The following is a 13068-nucleotide window of genomic DNA, read 5'->3' as shown; positions in this document are numbered from 1 at the left end:
GGAGACGGCGTCCCCCGACGCCGACGGCGGTTCGACTCCGCCGGTGGGCATCCCCGGATGGGGAGTGACACCATGACGGACGGCGAATTCGACATCTCACGGCGGAAGGCGCTGGCCGCGCTCGGCACGATCGGCGTCGCTTCGGCAGGGGCCGGACTCGGCACGAGTGCGTACTTCAGCGACCAGGAAACGTTCGAGAACAACCGGCTCGTGGCCGGCGAGCTGGACCTGAAGATGGACTGGGAGGAGCACTACTCCGACTGGTCCGCGGACGAGAATACGGACCGGCAGGAGGAGGATGGCGGTGAATCCGAAGATGACGACGGTACGGGGGAGTTCGAGGTGCTGATGGACGAGCCCGAGAACCCGGGTCAGTACCGGGCGTTCCCGCCAGGTGCTTCGGACCCGCTGATCTGGGTGCCGAACGCGTACGTCGACGACTTCATGGACAACACGTCCATCGAAGCGTACCCCGACGCGAACAACGACGGTATCGCCGAGTACCCGATCGAGGAGATGAACGGTCGGGACCCGTGTAATTACCTAGCTGACGTGGGTGACGACGACGAAGGGCTCGACCCGGACAGCGATCCGCTGGGCCGGACGGACAACGACGATACGCGCCTCGACAACGAGGAGCCGGCACCCCTCATCAACTTGCAGGACGTGAAGCCGGGCGACTTCGGCGAAATCACGTTCAGCACGCACATCTGTGACAACGACGGCTACCTCTGGATGAACATGCCGGACGGGCTGGACGCGAGCGAGAACGGCGTGACGGAGCCCGAAGCCGACGACCCGGACGAAGAGGACGGTGTCGTCGAACTCGTCGAAAAGCTCCAGACCACGATCTGGTACGACAACAACTGTGACAACCTCATCACCTGTGATGAGGAGGTCGATATCATGGCGGTGGCAGACACCTCCGGCAGCATCGAGGGATCCCTCAGTAACACCGACCAACAAGAGGAGATCGACCTCATCCGAGCGGGTGCGAACACCTTCGTCGACGAACTCAGTGCCGCCCCGAATTCGGATCAGATCAGAGCTGGCCTCCTGACGTTCAACGGTCCGGGCGACGCCGGGGGCGAGGACGGGGAACCGCGGACGTTCGATCGACCGGCACTGCGTGCGGGTCTTGGTCCACTCAATCAGTTCGATACGGACGGTGACGGTAACGCCAACACTGGCGAGTTCCTCCCGGACACGGGGAACGGCAACACGCCGACGCCACACGCCCTGGATCTGGCAAAGAAGGTCCTCGACGATCAGGGCCGACCTAACGCAACCCAGCTCATCGTCCTCATCGCTGACGGTCTGCCCGATTACGTTAACGAGAGTTCGTCGACGATCCCCTACACCGTCGAGGACGCTGAAGGAAGCCCCCTCGCGGGCAGTGGAGCTACCTACACGTCCGAAGGGTACCCGGGCACCGCTGACGGCGTCAGTTCCCAGACGGAGCGGGACGAGACCGCGGACGTCGCCGAGGCCATCCAGCAGGCCGGGATACCGATCATCGTCGCCGGGGTCAGCCTCGATCAGGCCTCCTCAGGCGCCGACGACTTCCTGCGTGACGTGATCGCCGGCGACGACGGCGACCAGACGGTTGCACAGCCGAATTTCTTCTTCAACGCCGCGTTCAACCCCGAAGCGGACGAGGACAGCGTTCAAGAGACTGCCGACGCGATCGCCCAGCGAATCGCCGGCGGGACGCAGGAGGAGTGCGACGAGGTGATCTTCAGCGGGACGCTCGGCGAAGCGGCAGAAGCCCTCACCGCCAACGGCGGTCGCGGCATCCCGCTTGACGCGGATCGTGACACGCCGTTCGACGAACTCAACGATCCCGAAGATGCGGCATCGCGTGAGTGCTTCTCGTCGTCACACACGTCGTGCTTCGGCTTCTCGTGGTGGCTCCCGGAGAATCACGGCAACGAAGTCCAGTCCGACGCTGTCTCCTTCGACATCGGCTTCTACACCGAGCAGTGCCGCCACAACGACGGCAGCGGCATGAACAACGAGGAGGTCACGCCCGCGGAAACCGACGCCTGAACCACCGCCCGCTCCCCATCCCTCACCCGCGCCGGTCGCGGGAGTCACGCGGTGACTCCCCGGCGGTTCGACTCCGCCGGCGGGCCTCGATGCCACTCGATTCAGTCAGTCGGCGGCGACTCCTCGCCGCGGTCGGGGGCGTTGGCGCCCTCTATCTCGGCGCCGACAGAGCCGGTGCTATCCTCGGCGACCCGGTGGAGCTGAATCAGCGGACGGTCAACGGAACGTACGCCCGGGAACACGAGTTCACGGACGCGCCGCCGCGGATCGCGCTCTCGTGGCGCGAGGTGGTGAACGGCCAGGTCCGGGAGGACACCACGGACGACGTGGCCGAGACGGGTGGCGTGGGGTTGATCGTCGACGAGGCGGTGGTGCCGGGCGACAGCGGGGCGGTGACGATGCGGGCGGAGCTACTCGAACGGGACACGGAGACCCAGGACGCGGAGCTGTACCTGGTCTACCGACTCACCGAGACGGCGGAGAACGGCATCAACGACCCCGAGCGTGAGGCCGGGGACACCTCGCCGAACGACGGCGAACTCGATGACTACACCGAGATCAGCGTCTGGATCGACGACGGCCTTCTCGGAGGAGACGGTGAGTTGAGTACGCTGCCGGTCATCGGGGACGACCCCGTCGCTTCGGGGACGCTCGCGGAAGTCGACACCTCGCAACTGGACGGCGACCCGCAGGCGAACACGGGGGGATACCAGCTCTCCGTCGACGGCGAGACGTGTCTCTCGCCAGGCGCCACGGTGTACGTCTCATTCGAGTGGCACATTCCCGAGACCGTCGGCAACATCATCCAGGGGGATTCGGCGGTCTTCCAACTCGGCTTCGATCCGAGGCCGTGCCCGGGGGGCTAACCATGCTGATCCGTGGAGTTAATGACCGATTAGCGGGGTCCGTGCGGGTGAACGAAACCGGCTATGCCGGTCGATTCGGTGCCTCTGACTCCGGAACGAGCCATCGCTGGGTCACTCCTTCGTTACGTTCCGTTCAGGGACGGCTTACCCGCGCCCGTGTCGTGTCAAACGAGCGGATAACTAAGACCGTTACAGGGGAGGATAGTAGTGATGGACACGACGGGGGAGACCGACGGGGGATCGAGTCACTTCGGGAGGTGCCTTCGATGATCGCCACGCATCGACACACCCCGGTTCCGAGCGCGAGGTGGCGGCGATGAACGTGCGTTCGCTGAGCGATCGGAACACGCTCCGGATGGCGATGAACGTCCTCGGCGTGCTGATCATCGTCGCCGTCGTGGTGCCCTTTATCGTGTACGCGGTGCCGGGCGTCGTCGGCGCCGACCACGGACTGGTCGTCCTGTCCGGCAGCATGGAGCCGAAGATGAGTCCCGGCGACGCGGTCATCGTCCGCGAAGTTCCGCCGTCGGAGATCGAAACGGGGGACGTCATCACCTTCCAGCGGGAGGGCTCCGACACGCCGACGACCCACCGCGTGATCGAGATCCAGCAGACGGAGGAGGGCACCGCCTACGTTACCAAGGGTGACGCCAACGAGGAACCCGATAGGGGGACCGTTGCACACAGTCGCGTGGTCGGCGAGGTGATCTTCGTGATCCCGCTTCTCGGTCACGTGGTCCAGTTCGCGAACACCCAGGTCGGGTTCCTCGCGCTCGTGCTCACCCCGATGGTGTTGTTCGTCCTCTCGGAACTCTGGGAGCTGGCGAAGTCGGTCCGTGAGCCGGATACGCCGGCCGCGACGACGGCGACCGACGAGCAGTCGGTCACGTCGGCGTCCTCGACGGCCGCTGGCGCCGACGTCGGAACGGGCGCGACCGGTGACACCGACGAGGAGAGCGGCGGATTCACACTCACCCGTTCGAGCCTCCAACTGATCTTGCTCCTGTTGGTGCTGTACGCCCCGTACAGCGCCTACGTTGCGTACACGATCCGGGAGGCGTGGGCGATCACCGCTGCGACCGGAACCGTGATCGCGCTCCTGTTCTGTCTGGTGATCTATCTGGCTAGTCGCGGCGCGGGAAGTGACTCGAAGCCGACGGTGGCCCGATCGACGGACGGCATCGTCCGCCACGGCGAACTCCCGGCACGGATCGGCGAACGGACGACGGTTCCGCTGGATTCGATCGAGTCGCTTGTCCAGATGGCGCTCGACCGCGACAACTGGGTCATCTACGACGAGGACGAGGACACGTACTACGTGGCTCGGGACGACGCGCTGTACCTGCACCGCACCTCCCCCGAGACGGACGGCGGGGTGACGGTGGAGGCGGCCGGCACCGAGGACGACCGGGTGTCGACCGACGAGTCGACGACTGGAGGTGGCGGTTCGTGACCGACGATCGCTTCCTCTCGCGCCGGCAACTCCTCTGGGCGGCAGCGACCGTCGGAGCTGCGGCGTCGACTGGGGGTGGCACGGCCGCGGTGTTCAAGGACTCCAACCGCTTCGAAGCGACGTTAACCGCGGGCACGCTCGATCTGACGACGTCCTGGTCCAGCGGTGATGGGAGCGACTCCTCGTTCGAGGTGTCGAGCAACGAAGGCTCGCAACGGATCGATATCGCCCTCTCCGGCAACCCCTCGTACGTCTGGTTCGGGACGAAATGCAAGGAGTGTACCGCGGTCGAGGAGGAACTGTCCGTCCGCTTCGGGATCGACCGCGACGGCTCCATCGAGTGGCTCGACGGGTTCGACGGAACCGCGGACGGCTACCTGTCGCTCCGCGAGGCGCGGGATCGATTCGTCGACGGCGTCCTTCTCGGCGAGTTCGATCCGAGTAGCGACGCCGCGCTCCTCGTGGAGTGGACGACCGCGGAGGGGGTCACCGACGAGTACTCCGCCACGTTCGAGTTCGACTTCTACGCTACCCAGCGACGTCACGTGATGGATCCGTCGACGGTCGAACCGCCGTGGGGCTGCGATCGGACCTGCGGTGTGGAGACCGCCGGGCTGCCGGCGATCAGTTGGGTGTCGTTCTGTGGCGATCCGGACTTCGACCGCGAGTTCACCCCCGAGCGGAGCGACGACGAACGGACCCTGTTGCTCGAGACGGACGACTACACCGTCCCCGACGACGTCGAGCGGATCGGTGTCAAGTACGGCACGTACATCGACGTCTTCGAACACACGGGACAGGAGGCGGTCGAGGTCGGGACCGACGACGCCGTGGCGACCTTCGAACAGACCGGCGGCAACGAATACACGAACGTCGACACCGGCGAGGACGGCGACTGGGACAGCAGTAGCTTCTGCAACGGGCTGGGCGGCTGCAAGTACGAGTTCCCGGACCGCACGCCGGGCGGGTGGGAGGACTGCCGGGAGGCGTCGGACGACGCCTCCCGACAGTCGTTGCTGCCCGGTCCGTTCGGAGGTGATCGTTGACCATGTCTTCGCTCGACCAACCCGGATTCGACTGGACGGCCGTGGTCGCACTCGTCGCCATGTTCGTGGTCGTCGCCTCCGCGACCGGCGCGGGGACGTACACGGTGTTGTCCGACGACGAGAACGTCTCGGCGAACGTGACGATCCAACCCAACGTCCAACACGGGATGGTCGAGGTCACCCCCGTCCAGTGTTCACCGACTATCAGATCCGACGATCCCTCGAAAGTGGACATAACGAACGTCGAGGTCCTCGACTCCGAGGAGGTGGCCGAGCGGGAGACCTGTGCGCGCATCACGTTCTGGCTCAGCCCGTCGCTGTTCGAGGGAACGAACCAATCGCCCGACGACGCCGCCCTGATGCACAAACACGACGGCGGTTGGTGGAAACTCAACACGACGGTCTCGTCGACCGATCTCGGACTCCTGTCCTTCTCGGCGTTCACCGACAAGTTCAGTCCGTTCGCGGTGGCCGTCCCGACCGGACCGGCCACCACCGTCCAGAACGGGACGACGATCAACGGGACGACGAACACCACGGTCAACTCCACGACGGCCGACGAGCCGGTCAACGGGACGACGGCGAACGCGACGCCGACCGACGGGACGGCGAACGAAACGGGATCGAACGACCCCGTGCAGAACTCGTCAACGACGGGCTCCGAGAACGGGTCCGCACCGACGGACAACACGTCCGAAACCGGGGCAGCTGGCAGCTCCGGTGCCCCGAGTGGTTCCGACGACAGCGACACCGACGCCGGTACGCCGAGCGACGATGGCTCGGCGGAGGACAACGACGAGTCGGCGAGTGATGAGTCGGAGACCGACGACGGTGATTCGACGGACGAGGACTCCGACAGCGAGGACTCCGACAGCGAGGACTCCGAGAGTGAGGACTCCGACAGCGAGGACTCCGACAGCGAGGACTCCGACAGCGAGGACTCCGACAGCGAGGACTCCGACAGCGAGGACGAGTCCGACAGCGACGACGAGTCCGACAGCGACGACGACTCCGATAGTGAGGACGGCTCCGACAGCGAGGACTCCGAGAGTGAAGACGATGACTCGACGGACGAGTCCGACAGCGAGGACACCGAGAGTGAGGACACCGACAGCGAGGACTCCGACAGCGACGACGACTCCGACAGCGAGGACCCCGACAGCGAGGACTCCGACAGCGACGACGACTCCGACAGCGAGGATTCCGACAGCGAGGACTCCGACAGCGACGAGACGACCGAAGATAGCGATTCGACGGACGACTCCGACAGCGAGGACTCCGACAGCGAGGACTCCGAGAGTGAAGACGATGACTCGACGGACGAGTCCGACAGCGACGACGACTCCGATAGCGAGGACGGTGACTCGACGGACGACTCCGACAGCGAGGACTCCGACAGCGAGGACTCCGACAGCGAGGACTCCGTGAGTGAAGACGATGACTCGACGGACGAGTCCGACAGCGACGACGACTCCGACAGCGACGACGACTCCGATAGCGAGGACGGTGACTCGACGGACGAGTCCGACAGCGACGACGACTCCGACAGCAAGGACGGTGACTCGACGGACGACTCCCACAGCGACGACGACTCCGACAGTGACGACGGATCGTCGAGCGACGAGTCCGACACCGGTGGCGACGGGTCGTCGAGTGACGATTCGAGTTCGGATACCGACGACGGCGGCGACTCCAGCGGTGACACTTCCGGCGACTCGACGAGCGGGGATTCGTCCAGCGACGGCGGTGACTCGACGAGCGGTGGAGACGACACCTCGAGCGGTGATTCGTCGGACGGCGACTCGAGCGGCGATTCGTCGAGCGGTGGCTCGTCCAGTGACGGCGGCGATTCGTCCGGCGGCAGTGACTCGTCGTCCGGCGGCAGTGACTCGTCGTCCGGCGGCAGTGACTCGTCGTCCGGCGGCAGTGACTCGTCGTCCGGCGGCAGTGACTCGTCGTCCGGCGGCAGTGACTCGTCGTCCGGCGGCTCGGATGGTGGCTCGTCAAGTGGCGGCGGCGATTCGTCCGGCGGCTCGGATGGTGGCTCGTCCGGATCGGACGGTAGTTCCTCGGAGGATGGATCCGGATAACGATGGCGTCCGGTGGTCGCGAACTGTCTCGGGTCGTCAATCGGTTCGTCGGCGCCCTCCGTGGCTCTTCCCGACCGCTGTGGACGATGCCCGCCGCCGCGCTCGGGTTCTGGATCGTCAGGGTCCCCGGGATGCGGCCGCGGGCGCCGAAGCGAAACGTGCTCGTCTCGCTCGTCTATCTCTACGCGCTCGTCGTCCTGGTTTCGATCGGAGTGATCTGACTGTCGTAACGCCTAATAGTCGAACAGTCTTTTTTTCGACAATGAGATACACACGAACGCAACGGAGGTGGGACCGTGGGGGTTGAGATCAAGGAGTCGGCCGTCTCCGACGAGGAGTTCGCGGAGATGAAGCAGTTCGTCTCGGACTACCTCGTGGCGAGCGTCGAGAACGAGCGCGACGGCGGGCGGATGCGGTGGTATCCGTGGCACAGCGCCGAGTATCGCTTCAACCACACGCTGAACGTGGTGGACCTGGCGACGGAGATCGCCGACCGCGAGGGTGCCGATATCGACGTCGTCCGCGTCGCCGCGCTCTTTCACGACATCGCGAAACTCGAAGCCGAACAGGAGCGCCACGCCGACGAGGGGGCTCGCGTCGCCCGCGAGTATCTCGCCACGCACGGCGACTACCCCCAGTCGTTCGTCGATCAGGTGACACAGTCGATCCGCGAACACTCCTATCAGGGCCCACTTTCGGACGTCTCCCTGGAGACGCGGTGTCTCATCGAGGGCGATATCCTCGACAAAGTCGGCGCCAACGGCACCGTATTGATGCTTCTCCGCATGGGTTACGAGTCGCGCACGCATATGGACGCCGGCGAGATGATCGACCGCGTCCTCGAACGCGGCCGCGACGCCGCACGGCGCGTCGAGAGCGACGCCGCGGAGGGAATCGCCCACCAGCGGCTCAAGCGGGTGAAGTGGTTCCGCGAGTGGCTCGGCGAGGAGATTCCCGGACTCGAAGGGCGAAGCGACGACGACGAATCGTAACCGACCGGATCAGTCGTCGCCGGTCTGGGCCGTTCCCGCACCGATCTCGCCGCTTCCGGCCGCCGCCGCCGGTTCTGGGAGTTCGTTGCGCACGTCCTCGCGGCTCTCCTCGGCGATGACCTCCGCGTAGGCGTCCGGCATCACCTTCGTGAAGTTCCGTACCTCCACGCCCCAGTCGTCGAGCAGCGCGGTCGCACGGTCGCTGTCGGTGTACTCCGCGTGGTTCTCGACGAGCCGGCGCAGCATCGCCTCGTCGGCGTCCTCCAGGTCGTGGTGGATGGTCACCATGCCCGTGTTGGCGCGCTCCTCGAAGTCGCTCTCGGGGTCGTAGACGTAGGCGACGCCGCCGGACATCCCGGCGGCAAAGTTCCGCCCGGTGTCGCCGAGGACGGCGACGACGCCGCCGGTCATGTACTCACAGCCGTGGTCGCCCACGCCCTCGACGACGGCCTTCACGCCGCTGTTGCGGACGGCGAAGCGCTCGCCGGCCAGTCCGTTGACGTAGAGTTCGCCCTGCGTGGCGCCGTAGAGGGCGACGTTGCCGACGAGGATGTTCTCCTCGGGTTCGTAGGTGGCCGTCTCGGGCGTCCGGACGATCACCTTGCCACCCGAGAGGCCCTTGCCGACGTAGTCGTTGGCGGCGCCGACGAGTTCCATCGTCACGCCGTTCGCGAGGAAGGCGCCGAAGCTCTGCCCGGCGATGCCATCGAACGTACAGGAGATGGTGTCCTCGGGGAGACCGCTCTCGCCGTAGCGTCGCGAGATGCGGTTCGATAGCATGGCACCCACCGCGCGGTCCCCGTTCGAGATGTCCCGTCGCAGGTGGAGTGGCTCCCCCTCCTCGATGGCGTCGGTCGCCGCCCCGATCAGGTCGCGGTCGAGGTGGGTCTCGACGTCCGCGTGTTTCTGCTCGCGGGTCTTCCGGCGCTCGCCACCCTCGGGTTCGGCGATGATGGCCGAGAGGTCGAGATGCTTGGCCTTGGGGTGGTCGCTCTCGACCTGTTCGAGGAGCCCCGGCCGGCCGATCATCTCCTCGACCGTCCGGAACCCGAGGTCGGCCATGATCTCCCGCAGCTCCTCCGCGAGGAAGACCATGTAGTTGATGACGTGATCCGGCTGTCCGGAGAACCGCTCCCGGAGGTCCTCGTCCTGCGTGGCGACGCCGGTCGGGCAGTTGTTGGTGTGACAGATCCGCGCCATCACACAGCCCGACGTGATGAGGCTGGCCGTCCCGAAGACGTACTCCTCGGCGCCGAGCAGCGCCGCGACGGCGACGTCGCGGCCCGTCATCAGGCCGCCGTCGGTCGAGACGCGGATCCGGTCGCGCAGTCCCGTCGCGCGGAGCATCTGGTTGGCCTCGGCGACGCCGAGCTCCCAGGGGAGACCGGCGTTCTTGATCGACGTCTTCGGCGAGGCGCCGGTGCCGCCGGAGTGGCCCGAGATGTGGACCACGTCGGCGTTGGCCTTGGCGACGCCGGCCGCGATGGTACCGATGCCCGCCTCGGCGACGAGTTTCACGTTGATGTCGGCCTCGGGGTTGGCCGTCTTCAGGTCGTGGATCAGCTGTTTGAGGTCCTCGATGGAGTAGATGTCGTGTAGCGGCGGCGGCGAGATGAGCCCGACCCCCGGCGTGGAGTAGCGCACGTGCGCGATCATCTCGTTGACCTTCTTGCCGGGGAGGTGACCGCCCTCGCCGGGCTTGGACCCCTGTGCCATCTTGATCTGGAGCTCATCGGCCGACGAGAGGTAGTTCGAGGTGACGCCGAAGCGGCCGGAGGCGACCTGCTTGATGTTGCACTCCTTCTCGGTGTCGAACCGCTCGGGCGGTTCGCCACCCTCGCCCGTGTTCGACTTCCCGCCGATGCGGTTCATGGCGATGGAGTTGGTCTCGTGGGCCTCCGGCGAGAGCGAGCCGAGCGACATGGCGGCCGTCGAGAACCGCTCGACGATCTCGTGGACCGGCTGTACCTCGTCGAGCGGGACCGGGTCGCGGTCGCTGTCGAACTCGAGGAGTCCGCGCAGGGTCTGGAGGTTCTCCTGCTGGTCGTTGATCAGCTCGGCGAACTCCTGGTACTTCTCGTAGCTCCCCGAGCGGACCGCCTGCTGGAGGGTTCCCACGGTCTTCGGGTTCCACTGGTGATGGATCCCGTTCGAGCGGTGTTCGTACTCGCCCTGGCGTTCGAGGTCCGGGTCGTCCTCGAAGGCGACAGCGTGACGCGTCTCCAGGTCTTCCTCGATCTCTTCGATGCCGATCCCCTCGGTGCGGATCTCCGTCCCCTCGAAGTACTCGCGGACGAAATCGGAGGAGAGGCCGACGGCCTCGAAGATCTGGGCGCCCTGGTAGCTCTCGACCGTCGAGATGCCCATCTTCGCCATCGTCTTCAGGAGGCCGTCCTCGAGGGCCTTCTTGTAGTGGGCGATGGCCTCGGATTCGTCGGCGCCGTCTGGTCCGGCGACGATGTCCGAGATGCTCTGGTAGGCGAGGTAGGGGTTGACGGCGTCGGCGCCGTAGCCGACCAGCGTCGCGAGGTGATGGACCTCCCGCGGATCGCCGGATTCGACGACGAGGCCGGCGTGGTTACGGAGCCCGTTCCGGACCAGCGCGTGGTGGACCCCGCCGGTCGCGAGCAGGCTCGGGATCGGAACGCGGTCCGTCCCGGTGTTGCGATCCGAGAGGACGACGATGTCTGCGCCGTCCTCGATGGCCTCGCGGGCGTCACGACGCAGGCGTTCGACCGCCGTCCGCAGGTCGCTGCCCTCCTCGTAGGTCATGTCGACGACGGCCGAGTCGAACTCCCCGTCGAGGTCCGTGATCGCGGCGGTCTGGGCGTCGGTCAGCACCGGCGAGTCGACCACCAGCTGTCGGGCGTGTTCCGGCGTCTCGTCGAGCAGGTTTCGCTGGGGTCCCAGCCGGGACTCCAGGCTCGTCACGAGCTCCTCGCGGATGTAGTCGATCGGCGGGTTCGACACCTGCGCGAACAGCTGTTTGAAGTAGGTGAACAGCGGCCGGTTGAAATCCGAGAGCACGGACAGCGGCGTGTCGTCGCCCATCGAGCCGACGGGGTCCTTGCCGTCCTCGGCCATCGGCTCGATGAGGTGGTCCAACTGGTCGTGCGTGTAACCGAAGGCCGACTGATGGGCGCGAAGCGACTCGACGCGGTCGCGGGGCTCGAAGTCGTCGTTCGCTTCCGGCGCGAGGTGGCGCTGTTCGCGCTCGACCCACTCGCCGTACTTCTCGTCGGTCAGGTCGTCGAACACCTCGTCGTCGGGGATGACGCGCCCCTCCTCGGGGTCGGCGACGAGCAGTTGCCCGGGTTGGAGCCGGTGTCGTTCCTCGATGTCGGCGGGGTCGATGTCGAGCGCGCCGGCCTCGCTGGCCATGATGAGGCGCCCGTCCTCGGTCACGTCGTATCGGCAGGGGCGGAGCCCGTTGCGGTCGAGGGCGGCGGCGATCCGGTCACCGTCGGTGCCGACGACCAGCGCCGGACCGTCCCACGGCTCGACGAGGCTCGCGTGGTAGTCGTAGAAGTCCTTGCGCTCCTGGCTCATCTCCTCGTCCTTGCGGAACGCCTCGGGGATGAGCATCCGGAGCGCGTGGGGCAGGTCGCGCCCGCCCTGCACGAGCAGTTCGAGGGCGTTGTCGACGGAGGCGGTGTCGCTCTGGTTGGGATCGTTGATGATCGGCTTCAGCGTCTCGAGATCCTCGCCGAAGTCCGGGTGTTCGAGGTCCGTCTCCCGGGCGCGCATCCAGTTGATGTTCCCCCGGATGGTGTTGAACTCGCCGTTGTGGATGATGTTCCGGTAGGGGTGTGCGAGGTGCCACGCGCCGAGCGTGTTCGTCGAGAACCGGGCGTGGACGAGTACCAGCGTGGATTTGACGCGCTCGTCGACGAGATCCGGGTAGTACGTCGGGAGCTGTGTGGCCTTGAGCAGTCCCTTGTAGACCAGCGTCTCGCGGTCGAGCGAGCAGATGTAGAACCGGCCGGCGCCTGCCGAGTCGAGTTCCTCGATGGCGTTCTCGACGGCGCGTCGGGCCACGTAGAGCGTGCGGTCGAACGCGTCTTCGTCCATCCCCTCGGTCGGGCGGACGAACGGCTGCTGGACGTAGGGCTCGGAGTCGAGGGCCGTCTGTCCGAGTTCGTGATTGTCGGTCGGGACGTCACGCCAGTGGAACACCTCCAGGCCGTGTTCGGCGAGCGTCCGCTCGAAGATGGTCATCAGCCCCTGCCGGGCCGCCCCGTCCTGGGGCATGAACACCGACCCGACCGCGTAGGGATCGGACAGGTCGGCGTCGACGACGGCCTCGAAGAACTCGTCCGGTCGCTGGATCATGATGCCGGCGCCGTCGCCCGTTGCCTCCTCCGCCCCGGTCGTCCCGCGGTGTTCGAGGTTGATGAGCAGGTCGATGCCGTCGGCGACCGTCTGGTGGGAGTCGCCATCCTCCAAATCGAGGACGACGCCTACACCACAGTTCGATCGCTCGTCCGTGGGGTTCGCCAGCCCCCGCTGATCGGCGTGGGCGTCTCTCCGCGGCTTGGTCATACGACACATACCACGTTCCAACTTATTAGC

General features: G+C 66.3%; 7 protein-coding genes and 2 pseudogenes. 7 read left to right on the top strand and 2 right to left on the bottom strand.

Going from position 1 to position 13068, the window contains the following annotated elements; translation table 11 throughout:
- Window positions 1–72 precede the first annotated feature (72 nt).
- The 5 genes and pseudogenes from EI982_RS18690 to EI982_RS19145 all read left to right on the top strand — a co-directional run.
- Window positions 73–2049, top strand: a complete 1977-nt coding sequence (locus EI982_RS18690; RefSeq protein WP_233255304.1) for a vWA domain-containing protein — start codon at window positions 73–75, stop codon at window positions 2047–2049.
- An 89-nt stretch (window positions 2050–2138) separates the two neighbouring features.
- Window positions 2139–2915, top strand: a complete 777-nt coding sequence (locus EI982_RS07995; protein WP_157689178.1) for a hypothetical protein — start codon at window positions 2139–2141, stop codon at window positions 2913–2915.
- Window positions 2916–3237: 322 nt separating this feature from the next.
- Entirely contained in the window at window positions 3238–4368 is a 1131-nt protein-coding gene (locus tag EI982_RS07990; RefSeq protein ID WP_157689176.1) for a signal peptidase I, read from the top strand.
- Window positions 4365–5414 (top strand): hypothetical protein, encoded by a 1050-nt coding sequence (locus tag EI982_RS07985; protein WP_157689174.1) that lies wholly within the window; start codon window positions 4365–4367, stop codon window positions 5412–5414. The genes EI982_RS07990 and EI982_RS07985 overlap by 4 nt, the downstream gene beginning before the upstream one ends.
- 2 nt (window positions 5415–5416) lie before the next feature.
- A pseudogene (locus tag EI982_RS19145) lies at window positions 5417–5827 on the top strand (hypothetical protein); the annotation flags it as partial.
- Window positions 5828–6321: 494 nt separating this feature from the next.
- On the opposite strand, the pseudogene EI982_RS19140 reads toward EI982_RS19145, so the two are convergent.
- Window positions 6322–6507, bottom strand: a pseudogene (locus tag EI982_RS19140) (hypothetical protein); the annotation flags it as partial.
- 999 nt (window positions 6508–7506) lie between these two features.
- Between EI982_RS19140 and EI982_RS07975 the strand changes: the two are divergent.
- Together EI982_RS07975 and EI982_RS07970 are read left to right on the top strand one after the other, a co-directional pair.
- Complete coding sequence (locus EI982_RS07975; RefSeq protein ID WP_157689170.1) at window positions 7507–7725, top strand: hypothetical protein; 219 nt, start codon at window positions 7507–7509, stop codon at window positions 7723–7725.
- Window positions 7726–7800: 75 nt separating this feature from the next.
- A complete protein-coding gene (locus EI982_RS07970) occupies window positions 7801–8496 on the top strand; it encodes an HD domain-containing protein (RefSeq protein ID WP_157689168.1) in 696 nt (231 codons plus the stop codon).
- 9 nt (window positions 8497–8505) lie between these two features.
- Here EI982_RS07970 and gltB read toward each other — a convergent pair whose 3' ends face one another.
- A complete protein-coding gene (gene gltB, locus EI982_RS07965) occupies window positions 8506–13038 on the bottom strand; it encodes a glutamate synthase large subunit (RefSeq protein WP_157689166.1) in 4533 nt (1510 codons plus the stop codon).
- Window positions 13039–13068: the final 30 nt, after the last annotated feature.

Source organism: Haloplanus salinarum, from assembly GCF_009762275.1.
Classification (GTDB): Archaea; Halobacteriota; Halobacteria; order Halobacteriales; family Haloferacaceae; genus Haloplanus; species Haloplanus salinarum.
Note: the sequence above shows the minus strand (reverse complement) of the source record. Positions and strands in the feature narration are given on the sequence as shown.

Excerpts from the sequence above, each read along its gene's own strand:
- EI982_RS07975 (WP_157689170.1), top strand. The coding sequence starts at position 7,507 with ATGGCGTCCGGTGGTCGCGAACTGTCTCGGGTCGTCAATCGGTTCGTC.
- gltB (WP_157689166.1), bottom strand. The coding sequence starts at position 13,038 with ATGACCAAGCCGCGGAGAGACGCCCACGCCGATCAGCGGGGGCTGGCG.
- EI982_RS18690 (WP_233255304.1), top strand. The coding sequence starts at position 73 with ATGACGGACGGCGAATTCGACATCTCACGGCGGAAGGCGCTGGCCGCG.
- EI982_RS07995 (WP_157689178.1), top strand. The coding sequence starts at position 2,139 with ATGCCACTCGATTCAGTCAGTCGGCGGCGACTCCTCGCCGCGGTCGGG.